At 45.5% G+C, this 18,851-nt stretch carries 16 protein-coding genes; 12 read left to right on the forward strand and 4 right to left on the reverse strand.

What is annotated here, in order from left to right; all coding sequences use genetic code 11:
- Window positions 1–142 precede the first annotated feature (142 nt).
- From EO92_RS04805 to EO92_RS04825, 5 genes are all read left to right on the forward strand, one after another.
- A complete protein-coding gene (locus tag EO92_RS04805; RefSeq protein WP_048169711.1) occupies window positions 143–1,324 on the forward strand; it encodes a Xaa-Pro peptidase family protein in 1,182 nt (393 codons plus the stop codon).
- Between the two features lie 280 nt (window positions 1,325–1,604).
- Entirely contained in the window at window positions 1,605–2,495 is an 891-nt protein-coding gene (map, locus tag EO92_RS04810) for a type II methionyl aminopeptidase (protein WP_048134908.1), read from the forward strand.
- A 65-nt stretch (window positions 2,496–2,560) separates the two neighbouring features.
- Entirely contained in the window at window positions 2,561–3,382 is an 822-nt protein-coding gene (locus EO92_RS04815; protein ID WP_048169821.1) for a hypothetical protein, read from the forward strand.
- Window positions 3,383–3,444: 62 nt separating this feature from the next.
- Window positions 3,445–3,732, forward strand: coding sequence for a YunC family protein (locus EO92_RS04820; RefSeq protein WP_048169823.1), 288 nt, complete (start codon window positions 3,445–3,447; stop codon window positions 3,730–3,732).
- 312 nt (window positions 3,733–4,044) lie between these two features.
- Window positions 4,045–5,091, forward strand: coding sequence for a TRM11 family methyltransferase (locus EO92_RS04825; protein WP_048169712.1), 1,047 nt, complete (start codon window positions 4,045–4,047; stop codon window positions 5,089–5,091).
- 70 nt (window positions 5,092–5,161) lie between these two features.
- Here the strand turns inward: EO92_RS04825 and truA are convergent, their stop codons facing one another.
- Together truA and EO92_RS04835 are read right to left on the reverse strand one after the other, a co-directional pair.
- Entirely contained in the window at window positions 5,162–5,971 is an 810-nt protein-coding gene (gene truA / locus EO92_RS04830) for a tRNA pseudouridine(38-40) synthase TruA (RefSeq protein WP_048169715.1), read from the reverse strand.
- Between the two features lie 11 nt (window positions 5,972–5,982).
- Entirely contained in the window at window positions 5,983–6,933 is a 951-nt protein-coding gene (locus EO92_RS04835) for a transcriptional regulator (RefSeq protein WP_048169717.1), read from the reverse strand.
- 200 nt (window positions 6,934–7,133) lie between these two features.
- On the opposite strand from EO92_RS04835, the gene EO92_RS04840 reads away from it, so the two are divergent.
- The 6 genes from EO92_RS04840 to EO92_RS04865 all read left to right on the forward strand — a co-directional run bounded on the left by EO92_RS04840 (window position 7,134) and on the right by EO92_RS04865 (window position 14,283).
- Entirely contained in the window at window positions 7,134–8,204 is a 1,071-nt protein-coding gene (locus EO92_RS04840) for a formate--phosphoribosylaminoimidazolecarboxamide ligase (protein WP_048134903.1), read from the forward strand.
- 445 nt (window positions 8,205–8,649) lie between these two features.
- Complete coding sequence (locus EO92_RS04845) at window positions 8,650–9,942, forward strand: ATP-binding protein (protein WP_048169719.1); 1,293 nt, start codon at window positions 8,650–8,652, stop codon at window positions 9,940–9,942.
- Between the two features lie 591 nt (window positions 9,943–10,533).
- Window positions 10,534–11,022, forward strand: coding sequence for a 3-isopropylmalate dehydratase small subunit (locus EO92_RS04850; protein WP_048134901.1), 489 nt, complete (start codon window positions 10,534–10,536; stop codon window positions 11,020–11,022).
- A 95-nt stretch (window positions 11,023–11,117) separates the two neighbouring features.
- Window positions 11,118–12,245 carry an isocitrate/isopropylmalate dehydrogenase family protein gene (locus tag EO92_RS04855; RefSeq protein WP_048134900.1) on the forward strand — a complete coding sequence of 376 codons (1,128 nt, stop codon included), beginning with the start codon at window positions 11,118–11,120 and terminating at the stop codon, window positions 12,243–12,245.
- Between the two features lie 294 nt (window positions 12,246–12,539).
- A complete protein-coding gene (locus tag EO92_RS04860; protein ID WP_048162716.1) occupies window positions 12,540–12,842 on the forward strand; it encodes a hypothetical protein in 303 nt (100 codons plus the stop codon).
- A 400-nt stretch (window positions 12,843–13,242) separates the two neighbouring features.
- The gene (locus tag EO92_RS04865; protein WP_048169825.1) at window positions 13,243–14,283 is read left to right on the forward strand and encodes a methyltransferase domain-containing protein; all 1,041 of its coding nucleotides are present in this window, start codon (window positions 13,243–13,245) and stop codon (window positions 14,281–14,283) included.
- 486 nt (window positions 14,284–14,769) lie between these two features.
- On the opposite strand, the gene alaS is transcribed toward EO92_RS04865, so the two are convergent.
- Window positions 14,770–17,547 (reverse strand): alanine--tRNA ligase, encoded by a 2,778-nt coding sequence (alaS, locus tag EO92_RS04870; protein WP_048169721.1) that lies wholly within the window; start codon window positions 17,545–17,547, stop codon window positions 14,770–14,772.
- Between the two features lie 408 nt (window positions 17,548–17,955).
- Between alaS and EO92_RS17515 the strand changes: the two genes are divergently transcribed.
- The gene (locus tag EO92_RS17515; RefSeq protein WP_156165726.1) at window positions 17,956–18,123 is read left to right on the forward strand and encodes a hypothetical protein; all 168 of its coding nucleotides are present in this window, start codon (window positions 17,956–17,958) and stop codon (window positions 18,121–18,123) included.
- Window positions 18,124–18,219: 96 nt separating this feature from the next.
- Here EO92_RS17515 and EO92_RS04875 read toward each other — a convergent pair whose 3' ends face one another.
- Window positions 18,220–18,480, reverse strand: a complete 261-nt coding sequence (locus EO92_RS04875) for a YhbY family RNA-binding protein (protein ID WP_048169722.1) — start codon at window positions 18,478–18,480, stop codon at window positions 18,220–18,222.
- Window positions 18,481–18,851: the final 371 nt, after the last annotated feature.

The following is an 18,851-nucleotide window of genomic DNA, read 5'->3' on the forward strand; positions in this document are numbered from 1 at the left end:
CAAGCTAAACGACATTAAAACAGGGCTGCATCGGATTAGATCAGGATTAGATTTGTTATCAGGCCAGATTTGCATTCACACCAGATACACAGGCCTGCCTGGACGATAACAACTTTATCTACAAACGCAAGAATTACCTTGCATGACAGAGCCAGACTTCAGCATAAAAAAAGCCCTTGAGGAAGCAGGAACAGATGCTTACCTGATGACAGGGGGTATTCATAATGCCGATATTTACTATGCAACCCGCTTCCTGGCATCGGACGATTTCATTTATCTGCAAACAGGAGCCGGGAAAGAAGTTCTTTTCATTTCAGAAATGGAGCGCGGAAGGGCTGAAATCGAGTCAAGGGTTTCGATTATAAAAACCACTCAGGACTTTGGCTACCGTGAGAAAATCAAGGAGAAAAAGGATGCATCTATTGCCTATGCAGCCTGCATATCCGAACTGCTTCTTGAAGAAAAAGTAAAAAAAGTTGCAGTTTCCTACGATTTTCCGGTTTTTTATTCAAACTATCTTACAGAAGCAGGATTTACCGTAGTGCCTATAAAAAGCCCTTTCAGGAAAATGAGGAGCTTGAAGAGACCGGAAGAGATTGAAGCCATAAGGTACGCCCAGATGGCAGGGGAAATGGCTATGAAGGCAGCAATTGCCCTGATAGCAGGAGCAGAAGAAAGGGACGGCATTCTCTACCTTGAAGGGCAGATACTTACCGGGGCTAAAGTGAATTCAGTCATTGACCATACCCTGCTGGATTTTGGGTGCGAAGCCGAAGAGACAATTGTCTCCTGCGGAGAGAATACTGCAAACCCTCACGGAACTACGGATGGGCCTCTCAGGGCAAATGCTCCGATCATCCTGGACATTTTCCCAAGGAGTAAAAAGAAGCGCTATTTTGCAGATATGACGCGTACCGTGATCAGGGGAGAGGCTTCGGAAAAACTAAAGGCAATGTATGAAACTGTACTTGCAGCCCAACAAAAAGCTCTGGAAATGGTTAAACCCGGAGTCAAGGCAGCTGAAATACACAGTGCCGTCTGTGACCTTTTTGAAGCACGGGGCTATCATACTTACAGAAGTGGGGCAAAAGCCGGATTCACTCACTCTACAGGCCACGGGGTCGGGCTTGACATCCATGAACTTCCCGGCGTAGGAGAAAACGGTGTGCTTCTGGAAGCAGGTAATGTGATAACAATCGAGCCCGGACTGTATTATCCCGGAATTGGGGGAATCCGGCTTGAGGATATGGTGCTGGTAACCGAAACAGGATGTGAAAACCTTACAGAATTAGAAAAGAAATTTGTATTAAAATCATTTATATAAATTAAGCAACCAGATTGTAATCAGAATTTGCCTTATATAGCCCGGAAATACAGGAAATAAGCAGTATTACAGAAAATAAGTAGTATTACAGGAAAGAAGCAGTATTACAGGAAATAAGCAGTAATACAGCAGAAATCAACCAAAATAAGGGGTTATAACTCAGGTTTGCACAGATCGGATTTTATAGACAGGACTACTGGCAGAATATTGCTATAATAAGGCTTACAGCCAGTATATAGCCTGGATACGTTTATGAGAAATCATCCAGTTTGAGGTTAACATGACAGATAATGTATACAACAAAGAAGATATCCTTGAAAAGTACAGAGAAGCAGGCAGGATTCTGAAGATTGTCAGGACCGAAGCCGTAGATATGGTGAGAGTCGGAAACAGCCTGCTTGAAGTTGCTGAATTTGTGGAAAAGAAAACCATAGAGCTTGGAGGCAGGCCTGCCTTCCCCTGCAATATCTCAAGAAACCAGGAAGCTGCCCATGCAACTCCCAAAGCAGGAGATAAGGATGTCTTCGGAAAAGATATAGTGAAGCTGGACCTCGGAGTCCATGTTGACGGGTACATAGCAGACTCGGCAGTAACTGTGGACCTTTCAGGCAATTCAGATCTCGTAAAAGCTTCGGAAGAAGCCCTTGCAGCAGCTATTGACCTCATGAAGCCAGGGGTCGGCACAGGGGAAGTAGGGGCTGCAATAGAGGAGAGTATCCGCAGCTACGGCTTAAATCCTATTATGAACCTCACAGGCCATGGGCTTTCTCAGTATGAGGCCCACGACAACCCCTCAGTGCCCAACAAACACGTAGAAGGGGGAGTTGTCCTGAAGGAAGGTGATGTACTTGCAATCGAACCTTTTGCAACTAACGGAACAGGCTTTGTACACGACGGCAGCTGGGCAGAGATATACAGCCTTATAAGGAAAAAGCCTGTACGTCTGCCAGCAATCAGAAACGTCCTGAAACAGGTAGAAGAATACAGGGAACTCCCCTTTGCAAAGCGCTGGCTCAATTCAGACAAACTTGAATTTTCATTGATCCAGCTTGAAAAAGCCGGAATTATCCACTCTTATCCCGTACTTATTGAAAGTGCCGGAGGGCTTGTGTCCCAGGCAGAACATACGGTAATAATAACCCAGGACGGGTGTGAAGTCACAACAAAATAAGTCCTGGAAAAGAAAAAACAGAAGAACGAATAAGATGAAGAACGAATAAAAAAGAGTTGACAGCCTTGAAACTGCATCACCTCCTTTTAGCCAGTCTTTTACTGGCAACTTTCCTCATCCCTGCCCTTCTTGCAGAACCCTGCTCTGCTGCTTTTATTCCAGGAAACAATATCACACTGGAAAGGGACGGGATTACGTGGAATTACGACGAGAAAACTACAGATAACGAAGCTATTTTTTTAAGGAATCTCATAGACAGAGAAACGGGCAACAATGACAATTTTGTTAATGCCTGGGAAATCCTGAAAATGGAGGTTCTTTTAAGGGACAAAATGGAGAAAGCCATAAAAGAAGAACCTGATGTAAGGCTCAACTCGACTTCGGATACTGTTGAGTTAAGAGACGTTGAGTTCTGGATCTCAAAAGAAACCCTCGGAAGGACTGATAAAACCTCGTCAATTACAAACCGCGCCAGTGTAACCTATAGTTTCAAAGAAGAAGCAGGCCCCGGAACAGACATATGGCTTATGGGCACTCCGAACTCAAATGTTACGATTACTCTCCCGCAGGGCCTTGATGCAGAATTAACGGAAGGTCTTGAGAATAAAAGCCTTGAGTTTGAAAATAACCGTACATTACTGAGAGGGAACTTCGGCCCTGAAAAAAACATTACACTATGGCTTTCGGAAAATGAAAGCCTTAAAGCCGAAATGCTGGCTATGGAAATGAATAGGGATAAGAGTACGGAGAATAAGAGTGTAGAGAACGAAAACGGAGCAGGGGAAAACAAGACCCTGACTGCTGGAGAAAAAGCTGAAGTCAGTCAACCCTCCGGGTTTTTCAAAAATATCCTCAAAAAAATAAATCGGAGCCTGAACGGAGCCTGACCGACGCCGGAACCGGACCCGAGCCCAAAAGTTAATCTGGCTTGAAGCTTATTCAGAAAAACATGCTCATTGAACAGATTCCACTTGAAAACGGGTGCGCACTTGGCCTCCGATTTGAGATGCAGAAGTATCCTCTGCTGGTTATAAGGGCAGAGAAGGGTTTTCTGATGTGCGGCTATCTTAATGTCAGTGCCGCTGAGACCCTTGGGGATACGGCAGCAAAAGTGAAAGGTGTGCAGAGTTTTGAAGATATGCTCAAAGCCACTGTTGTCGAGGTAACAAAGTTTGCCGGAGAGCTTGGAATTGAGATAGGAATGACTGGCAGGGAAGCCCTTGAAAAAATGTGTTGAAGGATATTTTGAAGGATATTTTGAAGGATAGAACCTGCTTCACAGGCAGACCTCTTGAATGTAATCTCTTACACGCGGATCTATCAGATATTGATCTCTTACAGGCTGCCCCCTGTTCAGGAAACTTTTTTCTTAAAACACGAATGAAAAAACAAACTTAAATAAAAACACAGGCTTAACACAATTTTAAATATATGATATTTTATATTTTGTCCCCTAATCTGCAAGAAATTATTTTGAATTTCGTTAGACTATTTCACTCTGCCTGAAGATCATTTTGAACTATATTAATCAACTTATTTCTGATCATCAATGTTATACGCTTTTGAACTCTCTGGAGAGCACGAAGAACTGCCAGCTGCCGAAATCCTTGCCTGCCTCAAAATTGAGAGGCTTGATTTCCGGCCCCATGCAAGAGTAGACCAGTGTCTTGTAGTGGATATCGCAGGCAGAGAAGAGGATGTTGAAAGAGCCCTTAAAGGTCCTGTAACTGAAAGGCTGGCAATGACCCACCATGTACTGAAAGTTGTAGGGATTACCGAAAACAACCCTGATGCGGTCATGAAGCTTGCTGAAGCCTTTGAACCTGGAGAATATATCAGGGAAGGAGAAAGTTTTGTTGTCAGGGCAAAAAGGATCAAACACCACGTTGACTTTCCGTGCGAGTCCCTTGAGCAGAAAATTGGAGGATTCATCTACAGGAAAGGGTTCAGGGCAAACCTGAAGAGCCCTGATGTAGAATTCCGGCTCATCCTGAGTGAAAAAGCTGTACTTGGGACTCTACTGTCCTCGGTTGACAGGAGCGCATATGAAGCCAGGACCCCCCAGAACAAGCCTTTTTTCCACCCTGGCGTACTTATGCCAAGAGTTGCCCGCGCCCTTACAAACCTTTCCGGGATAAAGCCGGGTGAGCTCCTCCTTGACCCTTTCTGCGGCACTGCAGGCATACTTGTAGAAGCCGGGCTTGTGGGTGCAAGGGTCATAGGAATAGATGCCCAGGAAAAACTGGTCCTTGGGGCTCACATGAACCTGGAAGCCTATGAACTGGACTACATCCTGATGGAGGGAGATGCCTGCAGGATCCCGCTAAAGGACTCTACAATCGATACCGTCGTCACCGACCCGCCCTACGGAAGGTCGGCAGCAATCCTTGCCGGGTCCTTAGAAGAGCTATATTCCGGCGCCCTTGAAGAAATCCACCGCGTCTTAAAACCCGGGGGCATCGCAGTTGTTGTCTCGGACAAGGCCTCATTAGAATACGGGGAGAAGGCAGGACTTAAGGTTCTTGAGATTTATGTACAGAGAGTACACAGGAGTCTCACACGGATAATAACTATTTTCCAGAAGGATATAGAATAAAGTAAGGTAAAAGTTGTTTGAAAATGGAAGGGAAGATAGAAAGGTGACTTTTCACCTTTAAATAGACTTATTACTCATGGGAAATCAGTTCTTCCAGCACCTCAGCCATTACCCTGTACCTGAGAATGCGTTTGCGGTTCTGCTCACCTGCCCGCTTGATTGAGTAATGATCTTCAATCCATTCTATATTTCCCCCATAGTTTACTCCCATAAGGGTTAATCCATAGGGAGGAGCCGGTTCAATTCCTTCTTCATAAATCTCGGGATTTAGCATCTGGAGCAACCAGTCATTATCACGCACCCCTTTTCCGATCATTGAGAGGGCGGTCACTATTTTTCGGACCATGTTCCAGAGAAAACTATTGCCAACTACTTCAATCGTTGTAAGTTCCCCATCTACACGGGCATTGATTCTCTCCAGAGTACGAACAGTACTTTTTTCTCCGTCTGATCGGGAAAAATTTTCAAAATCATGGGTTCCGAGCAGCAGTTTTGAAGCTTCCCTGATCTTTGAAATATCGTACTCTTCGCCGCTCATCACGTAGCGGTAGTGCCTGGAAACCGCACTCCTCCTGGCATCAAAGTCGCAGGGGACTTCCGCATGAGCCCATGCCCATATGGTTGGAGGAAGTTCGGAGTTGATGACTCTGGGAATTGCCAGGTTCGGTTTATCCGTATCAAAAGCGATGACCTGTCCGAAGGCATGAACTCCTGCATCAGTCCTGCCCGCACAAGTATAATTAGCAGATTTGGGGCTTTCTATAATCCTGAGGTTCCGAAGAGCCTTGAAGAGTTCTTTCTCCACGGTCTCGACATTCGGCTGGATCTGGGATCCATGAAACTCGGTGCCTATGTATGCAAGCTTTAAAGCGACTCTCATACGATCCCTGATTACTTGGTTTTTTTCTTATAATAGACTTCTCTTAAAATCACCAAAAATATTACAAAGATGCACCCGAAAAGGAACCAGACCCCCGGGTGAAGAGAAAGGGAATCATAAAACCCATGGATTCCTCCGAAGTGTGTGAGCCCTTCGGAAGGGACGGCAGGCAGTTCCGGAGTTGAGTCCAGAGTCTCCGGGACAGAGACTTCCGCAACCGCTTCTTCCTGGAGAACTTCCGCCCCCGAAGACAGATTTTCTGCGCTCCCACCTTCCATTACCTGCTGTCCATCAAAAGGCTCAGGGCTTGCGTTCATTGCCGCCTCTTCTGGCACTGCCTGGTCAAAAGTAGACTCATAACCCTCTGCTTTAGGGCTCAAGCTTTCGTTTTCAACGTCCCCCATAATCATTGCTTCTGGATAAGCCTCATTTGCGGGGCCCGTGATCCCCCTCCGCAAAGGAGCAGTGGCATCGATGATACTTTTTGCCCGCAGGTAGACTGAGAGATACTCTATTCCTGCAGCTGCAAAGAAAGCTGCCCCTATTACTCCCATGTATTTCTGCAGCAAACTTATAATGGAAAGTTTGTCCATAGAATTTCTTGAAGGGACGAGGACGATCAGCTTTTCCACTGATTCATAGATTTTGACCTGCCTCCCCTTCTGGCTCCATTTTATCTGTTTGACTTTAATCAGATCGGATTCAGCCAGAGAATCGAGGTTATATTTGACCGTAGTAAGGGGGAGGTTCAGCTCTTCTGCAATATTGGTTGCAGACATGCTTTTCTTTCCGAGAAGTTCAAGGATCTTCACGGATGTTTCGTTGGAGAGGATCTGGGTAAGTTTTCTTGAGTCACCGTTTACAGGGAGAACAAGCACCCTGTTATCCTGCTCCCCGGATCCAGGCCCCTGGGGAGGCTCGCCGGTTTCTGATAAACCTTCTCTGTCTTCAAGCCCGTTCATGCGTATTTCCTGAGTTAATAAACCTTATTATCAGTATTTTTAAATTATACTCTATACTGTACTTTGCACCGATCTTGATATAAAGTTTTATTTTCCGCGGGTTATTATAGATCCACTACTATATTTATATATAGAATCCTTCCCTTAACCTTAAATATAACATTGTATATTCTAATCTAAATTTTCCGCTGGTAGCAATTATGATCACAAAACAGCAGATTCTTGAATTTCTGAAAAATTACGATTTAAAAGACATTACTATTGCAACCGTCTGTTCTCACTCAAGCCTTCAAATTTTTGATGGAGCTAGAAAAGAAGGTTTCAGAACTCTTGGGATCTGCGTTGGCAAACCGCCCAAATTCTACGAGGCATTTCCCAAAGCAAAACCCGACGAGTACCTTATTGTCGAAAGTTATGCAGATATCATGAATAAGGCCGAGGAGCTCAGAAAAAGAAACACCATCATTATCCCGCACGGTTCATTTGTTGCTTACCTGGGCACGGAGAATTTTGCAGAGATGGCTGTGCCTACCTTCGGGAACAGGGCTGTACTGGAGTGGGAGTCGGACCGGAATAAAGAACGGGAATGGCTCCTCGGAGCAGGCATCCACATGCCCGGAAAAATAGATGATCCTCACGATATCGACGGGCCTGTGATGGTTAAGTACGACGGAGCAAGAGGAGGAAAAGGCTTCTTCGTTGCAAAAACCTACGAGGAATTCGAGGAACTCGTTGACCACACGCAGAAACACACTATCCAGGAGTTCATTACAGGAACTCGCTATTACCTGCATTACTTCTACTCCCCGATCAGAAACGAAGGATATACCTTAAGCGAAGGAAGCCTTGAACTTCTTAGCATGGACCGCAGGGTAGAATCCAATGCCGATGAGATCTTCAGGCTTGGCTCTCCCAGAGAACTTATAGAAGCAGGTATCCGCCCGACATATGTGGTTACAGGAAACGTACCCCTCGTCGCAAGGGAATCCCTCTTGCCTCTGATCTTCTCTCTTGGAGAAAGAGTGGTTGAAGAATCCCTTGGCCTTTTCGGCGGGATGATAGGGGCTTTCTGCCTTGAAACGGTGTTTACGGACGAGCTTGAGATTAAGGTATTTGAGATTTCAGCCAGGATTGTTGCAGGAACAAACCTTTACGTTTCAGGTTCCCCTTACGCAGACCTGATCCAGGAAGACCTCTCGACCGGACGTAGAATAGCTCAGGAAATCAAAAAGGCAGCCCAGACAAACCAGCTGGATAAGATAATAACCTGAAGCTACTGAAGTATTTTGAAGTTACTGAAATCTTCAGAAACTTTCAAATGATTCAATTTTTCATTAGATATTCAGGGTTGGAATGGTCTTTCAATCCCTGATTACCCCTTTTTCTTAAATAGAAGATTTTTTGGTTCATCACTATTTCAAGTGGGTAATTTATATTCACTTCCTGAATCTGGAGATGCACACAGATAATATTTGAAAAAATTTATAGTGGGAAATCACATTCAAGATAAATGTTTATCTTTCTAGAAATGTTTATCTTTCTAGTGTGGTCGCGTCCCAACTGAACAATTATTTTCAATCCATACAAAACAGCGAAGAGCCTTAAAAAGGATCCTCAAAACGAGATCCAAGCCTGAAAAACTTAAAGATAGAGACTTTTATTTTACCCAATCTAAACAAATTATTTTAAGTAGTTATCAGTCCGATACTATCAAGGATGCCTGAAGGGGAAAATAAAGAGTTCAGACCTGCTTTTGGAGGAAAATTCAGCGGGACATTGCGCATTCTTGGTAACGAAGAAAATGATGGAGAAGGGCTCCTGTTTCTTGGAAACTATATGGCACTTGACCATTCGAGGGGAGCTGCCGTTTATCTGGATGCCCTTAAACCTCATGCTGTTTTGATCTGTGGGAAAAGAGGATACGGGAAATCCTATACGATGGGGTGCATGCTGGAAGAACTTGCCCTTCTCCCTCCCGCCATCAAGGGAAAACTTGCGTCCCTTATTATCGATACCATGGGAATTTTCTGGACAATGAGTTATCCGAATGCTTCCGAGGCAGGAAGACTAAAAAACTGGGACATTGTACCCACAGGACTCGAAACCGAGGTTTTCGTACCAGCAGGAAAGGTCGAAGCCTATAAAAAGCGAAACATAGAGGTAAAGCCTTTTTCGATTTCAATCCGGGAGCTCTCCGGAAGCCAGTGGTGCAGGGTTCTCAAGATTGAAGAGGTTTCTCCTCTTGGAATTATGCTCGTAAGGACTATTGAATCCCTCCGGGAGAGAAGCGAACCATATTCTTTTGAAGACGTTATCAGCGAGATATTCCTGGATACGCGTTCGGATTCAGCATCTAAAGGGGCTGCTGAAAACTATTTAAGGGCTGTGAAGTCATGGGGTCTGTTTTCAAAGGAAGGGACGCCTCTATCAGAACTAATATCAGGGGGCAGGACAACAGTCCTTGATGTAAGCGCCCTTGAAAACGAAAACGTTTGTGCTGCGGCAGTATCAATTCTTGCAGGCAGGCTTTATGCAGAGAGGCTTGAGGCAAGAAGGGCCTATGAAAAAAAGCAGATGGGAGAAAAATCGGAAGGAGAAGAGTTCCCCATGGTCTGGTTTTTCATAGATGAGGCACATATCTTCGTCCCCGCGGGGAGAGAAAGCCTTGCTTCGGAGGTGCTTATTAACCGCTGCCTCAGGCAGGGCCGGCAGCCCGGCCTCTCCCTGGTATTGGCAACCCAGAGACCTGCAAGCCTTCACCCTGATGTTGTCTCGCAGAGCGACCTTCTTATCTGCCACCGCCTCACCTCAAGTGATGATATTCTTGCCCTTGAAACCTCCAGACCCCTTTATATGCAGGAAAGCCTCAGGGCATACCTGAAGAAAATGGGGAGTGAAAGGGGAGCTGCATTGATAGTAGATGACCACTCGGAATCTGTCCATATGGTGCGCATCCGCCCGAGGAGGAGCTGGCACGGAGGAGGAGAGCCAAGTGCTCTTGAGCCCTGAAGAGAGGAAAAAGAAGAAACAACAGCTCAAAACCCAGAGCAATTTGCTTAAGGCAGAGTATTTGTTTACTAAAGTTTTCCGGGCAAAACTAACCGTAAAACGGTAGGAATTGTTAACCATATTTATAACCTGTCAGAAAATAATTTAAATATTACCTGTGATACTTCAACCCTGTGAGTTTAGCTGAGTCACAGGCTGTCAATAACCCCCCACTAAAGTGGGAGGCTTGTTTCGGCAAGCCTTGATTGACCAGCCTAAGTCTTAATTGACTCCGTTGGATATGTCATGATACATTTGGATGCTTCCTCAGTCCACTTCCATATCGTGTAACATCAAAAGTCCTGAGAGGTAGGGGCGGTGTGTTACACACAACAAGCATGTCCAACATTGGCGAGAGGAGACGGTTTTCCAAAACCGTGTAACCTGCAAAGGAAATTCGTTTCCAAAGCAGAGTAGAGAGATCCAACAAAGTGGAAGGAATACCTGGAAGTGGAAGGAATACCTCCCGCCACTGAAGTAACGGGCATCCTACCTTAGAGATCGTGAACATTTAATCAACAGCGTTTAATTACAGCAAATTACGGTGATTTCATGAAAGGAAGAGCCTGGAAATTCGGAAATGACGTGGATACGGATGCAGTAATTCCCGGAAGGTACCTGATTTTCAATACCCCGGGAGAGCTTGCTAAGTATACATTTGAAGGCGTACGCCCTGATTTTGCAAAAAATGTTCATGAAAATGACATCGTGGTCGCAGGAAGCAATTTCGGCTGCGGATCCTCGCGTGAACACGCCCCTCTTGCCCTTAAAGGGTCAAAGGTATCCTGTGTGATCGCAAAGTCTTTTGCAAGGATCTTTTTCAGGAATGCTATCAATATCGGAGTCCCTGTCCTTGAATGCCCGGACACGGACAAGATCGACGACGGAGATGAACTTGAAGTAGACCTTGCAACAGGGGTCATTCAAAACAAAACAAAAGGAGAGACCTACCAGGCAACCCCACTCCCGGATTTCGTCCGCGAGATCGTAGATGGGGGAGGGCTTATAGAGTATGCCCGGAAACTGGTCTCTGAGCGCTGAAAAACAGGAAACCTGTCCAAAGACAGACCTGATCCACGTTTGACATCTCGTAGTAAAAAGGCAGTTTTGCCTGTAAATTTGAAAGGAGTACAAACATGACGCAGTATAAGATTCCGGTCCTCCCCGGAGATGGGATAGGCCCAGAAATCATCGCTGAAGGCAGAAAAGTAATTGATGCCGCAGGCGAGAGATTCGGTTTTGATGTAGAATGGATTGAATACCCGCATGGAGCAGATCACTACCTGGAAACGGGAGAGCTGATTTCGGAAGAGACCTTAAAGGAATTATCCGGCTACCCTGCCCTTTACCTTGGCTCCATCGGAGACCCGAGGATTGCCCCCGGGGTTCTTGAAAAGGGAATCTTATTAACTGCGCGCTTTTACTTTGACCAGTATGTCAACCTGCGCCCGATAAAACTCCTCGAAGGAGTCTGGACCCCAATCAAGGATAAGACCTCAAAAGACATCGACTTTGTCGTGGTCAGGGAAAACACCGAGGACTTTTACGTAGGAATCGGCGGCAGGGCAAAAAAAGGAGAGAGTAAAGACCTCCTTGAAGTCAAAAGGACACTCTACTCTGCAAAATTCGGCCTTGATATCGAGACCGACAGCGAGGAAATTGGGTACCAGATCGGCCTTATCTCCAAAGAAGGTACAAAAAGAGTTATCGAGTACGCCTTTGACCTTGCAGAAAAACAGAAAAAACACGTCTCATCTGTTGATAAGGCAAACGTTCTTTCCGACATCTACGGCCTATGGAGAGAAGAGTTCAGCGCGGTTGCTGAAAAGCACCCAGGCGTTACCACGGACTTCAACTTCGTTGACGCCATTACAATGTGGTTTGTGAAAAACCCTGAATGGTTCGATGTGGTAGTAACCCCGAACATGTTCGGAGATATCATCACCGACCTCGGCGCCATGATCCAGGGCGGCCTCGGCCTTGCCCCGGGCGGAAACATCAACCCGAACGGCACAAGCATGTTTGAGCCAATCCACGGTTCAGCCCCAAAATACAAAGGCCTGAACAAAGTCAACCCGATTGCCACAATCTGGGCAGGCGCAATGCTCATAGAACAGCTTGGAGAAAAGGAAGCTGCAGACAACATAGTCAGTGCAATCCAGAGAAATATCCTGGACAGCAAAGTCAAAACCTACGACATGGGCGGCAAGAGCACCACCTCAGATGTCGGGGACGACATTGCAAGGATAATAAAGGGAGAATAATTCAAATCTCCCTTCATTACATTTTCTTTTCTAATTAACGTAGAATTCATTTTCTTTTCTAATTAACGTAGAATTGCCGGAATTTTCCGACTCTTTTTGAGAATCAGAACCATTTTTGGTCAAATATTATATCTTGGCCTGAGGAGAAAATTATCAATTTGTTAAAAAACCCGTAGAGAGGCATTTCCCACTGAAAAAAGGATTGAAACAATAGACAAAAGAGATATATAAAACAGGATATATAATAGTCCATGAATTTTAGATAGATTGGCATTTCTTGCCATGGGGGGAAACATGGATAAAAAAGATGATCGGACAATGATTGGAGTCTGTCCAAACTGCGGAAAGCCGTTCAGGATAGAGTCAACAGGCGGCGGAGAAGAGTGGCGCTACTGTGCAGAGGTGTGTGTAGACCCTGTAGCAGTACCGGCAGGAGCAAGGTTGCAGCCAGATAAAGCTACATTACGCTTCATAGACGGCAATATGAACGAGTATATGCGAGATGAATATATCAAAGTTCATGGCATTGATCCTTTGCCAATATGGAAAGCGATCGAGAAATGGCGTGAAGAACAGATAGAGAAGTGGAAAATGTAAGTTTAACATTTACTGATTCGAAACTATTTTTATCTTTTTTTAATTTTCTAACCCCATATTTATGGCCCAGGATCAGTTGGAAACAGAAAGAGATCAGTTGGAAACAGAAAGGGATCAGTTGAAAACAGAAAGTCAACTACCCGCTAAATCTAAAATTTAACGGGTTTTCTGCTAAGGTTTTATGAATGCTAAATAGGTCATCAATTTTCAGGAAAGCACTGTGATCCGGTCCTTCTGCCGATAGAGCCAGGAAAAAATACAGAGATAATTGAAATCTCCAGGTGTATCTAATTCGCGAGCAATCTCCACTAAAACAAGGTTCGGAACTCGGGAAGTGATACAACCTTCCTTTTCAGTTGCCTTTAAATCCCATAAAACTCCTACTACTCCTCTGATCGACGTGGCACGGAGAAAACAATTTGAAAAACCCCTGCACGGGGATAAGGAAAGCGTGCGCTTTGCAACCCCTGAGCCTATTGCCCGCTACAGGGCGCAGCGCCTGAGATGTAAGACTCTTGCTGATATCAGCTGCGGGATAGGAGGGCAAACCGTCTTCTTTGCGCAGCAGTGTGAGTTTGTATATGCAGTGGAAATCGACCCCGCGAAAATCGAGTATGCAAAACAGAACTGCGAGATGTACGGGCTTAACAATGTGAAATTCATCTGTGGGGATGCCCTTGACCCGAAAGTTATAGAGCAGATCCCGGCAGTAGATGTCGTTTTTTCGGACCCGTTCCGCCCGGCAGAAGAGGATGAGAGGCATGTCTCAAGCCTTGAGCCCGGAATCCCGAATGTAATTTCGGCTTATGGGGAAAAGACAAAAAATTTCGCCTTCGAAGCTCCACCCCAGATGCCGCCGGAAAGGATTCCTTTTGACTGCGAAAAAGAGTATATTTCCCTGGAAGGGCAGCTCAACCGCCTGACTCTCTACTTCGGCGGGTTAAAACAGTATGATCGGCTCGCTGTGGCTCTTCCTGCAGGCGAAGGACTGGTCTCAAAGAATGTGCCGCTTCCGCAGATAAGGGAAACGGAAAAGATGAAACTCTGCGCCTATGAACCAGAACCCTCTGTTGTTGCAGCAGGGCTGCTGCCTGAACTTGTGGAATCCATGATGCAGATGGCAGGACCCATTGTAGGGGCTTTCGAGCTATTCAGGGTTGACAAAAAGAGGCTTTTGCTGACCTCTGATGCCTTGATAAAGCAGTCCATGATCAAACATCACTACCTGGTCCTGAAGGTCACCCCCTTTGAGCCCAGGGAAATCAATAAGTTCCTGAAAGACAGGAACGTTGGAAGTGTCGTGCTTCGGGCAGGCGTAAAACCCGAAGACTACTGGGAAGTCAGAAACGAAGTCGAAAAAGGCCTTGAAGGGAAGAAAACCATACACCTCTTTGTAAAAGACGGGATTGCAATTCTCTGTGAAGTGCTTTTTAAGGTATGAATTAACCACCGAAAACACGAAAGGACACGGAAAGACATTATCTATACTCTTTTACCCCATGCTTTCCGTGCCTTCCGTTGTTATAGAAGCTGGACAGAATGAAGGGGAATGTTTACGTTAGAATCTCTAATTTAATCGTCCACTGGTAAGCGGGTGATATTTTGAGACCCGATTAACCATTGCGACTGAAGCAGTTCACTTTAATTTGCTCAAAGCCCACCGCTTCCAGCAGCTTCAGGGTGCAAGAACGGAAAGACTGGGAAAGCCATTATGGTTGCTCCTTAATAGTCTCAACCTATTAACTACGGATCACCTATAATTGGAAAAATTCTAAAAAAAGACATCAGGATAAAAAGATCTGAAAGAGAGAAATCCAGAAACTAAAAAGGTAAAAAGAACCGGGCTTTAAAAACCCGGTATCGGCATTGATTTTTCGGCTCAATCGGGTTTGATTGAGCCATTAAACCTGAGAGGTCCATTCGGTTTTCAGGCTTGCTTGCAGGCATCTTTCACAAGCTCAAGCCCTCTGGCAAGAGCGTCCTGTATCCTTGTGGGATCAGTTCCGCCGCCCATTGCAAAGGAAGGCTTTCCGCCTCCGCCTCCGCCGACAATCTTTGACATCTCACGGATAAGGCCACCGGCATTGATTCCTGATTTCAGGGCTTTTTCTCCGACAGATGCTACAAGCTTGACGCCTTCGACATCGCTTGCGAGAAGAGCAACTACATTTTCATGTTTCAGAAATTCCGTAGCTATCTTCTGGAGTTCAAGAGAATCTGCTCCCGCAACAGATTCGGCAACAACCCTGAAGTCTGCAACCTCAGAAGCATCCCCGAGCATCCTGTAAACCCTGGACCGGGCAAGTTCTTCTTTGAGCCTTTCGTTTTCTTTCTTGAGGTCTTTCCATTCCCCGAAGAAACGATCCACACTTACCGGGAGGTGTTCCGGAGGCACGCTCAGGGTCTTTGCGGAATCAACAAGGAGAGATTCCATTTTTTGCATGGCGCGAACTGCTGCATCTCCGGCTGAAAACTCGATCCTCTCTACTCCGTCCTGAATCCTCTCTGTCTTCAGGATTTTGATAGGACCGATGATGCCAGTACTCAGGCAGTGGGTCCCACCGCAGGCTTCCACATCGTCTCCTACCTTTACAATCCTGATCTTCTCTCCTGGAGGCACTCCGCCCTGGTAGAGTCCAAAGCCGTATTCCTGCTCAGCTTCAGTCCTCATCATCCATTCCGTAACCACACGTTTGTTTTCCATAACCGTGCGGTTCGCCAGAAGCTCGATCTGCCTGATTTCCTGAGGAGAGATGTGTCTGTAATGGGAAAGGTCAAGCCTGGAGTGGTCCTCAAACTTCTGGGCACCAGCCTGCCAGATGTGTTTTCCTAGAACCTTTCTGGCTGCATCATTTACAATATGGGTTGCTGTGTGGTGCCTTGCAAGGGTCATCCTGCGCTTTTCATCGACCTTTCCAGTGATAATATCGCCTTTGGTGATCTCAAGTCCCCTGTCAGGAATGTCAACTGTGTGTACGATTACACCGTCATAGACCTGAACATCCACAACCCTGTAAACGGTATCTCCACCAGTGACGGTCCCGAGATCTGCAGGCTGCCCTCCACCTTCCGCATAGAAGAATGTGTTGTCCATCACGATATGGTTATCAAACACATCAAGGACGACTGCCTCGAACTCCAGACGGGTGGGTTCGTCATAGAAGCGGCGTTTGGTCTTAGGAAGGTGCTTGAGCCTTTCTGCAAAAGGAATTACCTGTTCTTCCTTTTCCTCAGCTTTGTTGTGCAATTCACCAATAATGGAATAGAAATTGTCAGGGAACTCCACTCCGACCCCGATCTCGGCTGCAACTTCTTTTGCCATCTCTGGCGGTATTCCGTGTGAGTCGTAGAGTTCGGTTAACTGGGAGAGAGGAATTTTTTCTCCGGTCTTCTTGAAATGGGATGCCGATTTATGGATGATCCTGCGTCCCCGCTCCATGGTAGCGTTGAACTTTTCCTCTTCTGATTCCAGGATATCCTTAATGACAGGGAAGTTATTCCTGAACTCAGGGTACTCGGGCATGTTCTTTATGTGCATGTCCACGATTTCGGCGAGTGGAATCCTGATATCAAGGTCTTTCATCATGCGCAGCGTCCTTCTCAGGACGAGGCGTGCCAGATAACCTGCTTTGACATTGGAGGGAATGATTCCGTCCCCGAGCATGAAGGTGAGACAGCGCGTGTGGTCAGTGATCGCATAGACCTTTTCGACAGGTTCCATGATAGCAGAGAGTTTTTCCACTGTCATCCCAATGCTAGAGGCCACTTTTTTCCTGAGTTCCAGCAGGTTTGCCTTTTCACTGACGTCCATAAACCCTGCAAGCCGTGCGTTCTGCGCCAGGATGTTTGCATACTCAGGGTTATTCAGTTCGTGTTCAAGCCCTGCGAGCCCCATGAGTTCGTTTACTATGCCGGGGAAAAGAGCATCATAAATAGTAGGTGAACCCCTTGAAGCCCAGACAAACCGCTCAAGACCATATCCGGTATCCACGATGTAGTTGTCCATCTTTGAATAGGTCTCGCCCTTGATCAGGACATCTCCTTTTTTGTCGGTCTTCAGGTCCATGAAAACAAGGGTGGCAAGCTCGAGCCCATGCACAATGACTTCTACACAGGGCCCGGCATTGCCTCCGCCTGCCCAGGGCTCTTCTTTGTAGGTTACAGCAAAGGGGTCTACCTTGAGAGAGTTCAGGAGCTCATCGCAGAGTTCCAGGGTATGCTCCTTCCAGTAAATTTCATTGTCCCTTTTGTTGAAAGCGTGGTGCGCCATCATTTCAAAAGTTGTCAGGTGGCGTCCGCTCCTGCCCACCGAATCCAGGTCGTTTAACCTGATACACGGCTGGGAAATCGTAAGGGGGTTTGCAGGAGGTGGAACCTGTCCTGAAGTTACAAAGGGCTGGAAGTCTGCAATTGAAGCAATGGTAAGGTAAATATCGTCTCTCCAGCGAGCGACCACAGGATAGCGATCAATCCTTGTATGCCCTCTTGCTTCAAAGAAGGAAAGGTAGTATTCGCGCATCTCTGAAAGATCGAATTCCCTGGAAAAGACAGGGCTTCCTATAAAGGAATAGGGATCACAGGGCGCATCTCCGCAAGTATTTCTTTCAGGGTCACGTGTCCAGAAGAATTTGCCACATTTCTGGCACTGCTTCCGGACGAAACCGTTGTTTTTGAAAAAGTCAAGTTGATACTCATCTTCAAGCATGATAATCTCTCCGGATGGTAGGGTGCGATCTGCCCCGCTGTATCTGAAAATAAAAGGAAAGCAGAAGTATCCCAGCTCAACCGTCTCAGGGGGTTTCAGGCACTTTAGTGCTTATATGATGATCTTATACTGATCTTAAATGATGATCTTAATGCGTTTATCCATTAATTTTGACGTACAGCGGCATGGAAATCAACCTCAAATGATGAGGCAATGTGGGCTTGTGTACGAATAAACTTTTACAGCTAATTGTTTTTTAATATAAGTAACTTACATAATACTGATGAAATGTACATAATACTGATGAAATATATAATAATGTTACATAATATTTTGTATTTAAACGAGCCCACACTTACGAACCTTAACTATTAGAGGCACTTCTACAGAAAAACTTTGTTCTTCAGTATGAAAGATAAGAAAGTGTTCTTTGCCTCTGAAAGCGAACTTCTTGTCTGTAATGCTACCCGAAAAAAAGACATCGTAGGGAGAAGGTTAAAGGAGGCATACTTCGGCTACTTAAGTACCCTTAATTATAATACTGTTACTCAAAAACTTCAACTTAAACAACGCTAATCAAGTAACGCTAATCAAGTAACGCTAATCAAGTAACGCTAATCAAGTAACGCTAATCAAGTAACGCTAATCAAGTATGCCTGCTCCCTAAAATCATTACCTGTACAGCACAACTGTCCTGCCGCGTACGTCAATCAGTGTGGATCTTGTAGCTGCGGTAATCTCAGCTGCGATCGTTTTCAAATCTTTTCCTTCTTCTGCGCTCTTGAGTACCCTGACCTTTACAAGCCTGTTAACTTTCAACTTATTGTTCAGTTCTTCGATCAAAGTTTCAGTGACCCCATTCTTTCCAATATTAAGAATAGGACTGATCTTGCTTGCATCGGATTTCAGCTGGTATAGTTTTTCTTTCTCCATTGCCCTTCCTCACATCGCTAATGATAAAACTCGCCTGCTAATTATAAAAAGCTCACATCATCAATGTGATAAGAAATGCACAACATCGATGAAATAATTCCTTCTACCTTGAAGCTAGTTTACCCTTGAGTATGATTTCACCCATTCTCACCGGCATCTATATCAAAGTTTCCCGGTGAGCCCAATTTCGGGGATCAGCTGGTTTCCAATTCTTTTATAAATTACTTATTTCACCCGTATGTGGGCTTTTTGCGTTGATAGATACCGAACATGGACAGGGATTTCACATAATTTCGACATCTTTATTATCGGCTTGATATTCATTAACGCTATAGAGAACCAAAAACGGAGCATAAAACCCCTCTTCCACT

The organism is Methanosarcina sp. 2.H.A.1B.4 (assembly GCF_000979385.1).
Classification (GTDB): Archaea; Halobacteriota; Methanosarcinia; order Methanosarcinales; family Methanosarcinaceae; genus Methanosarcina.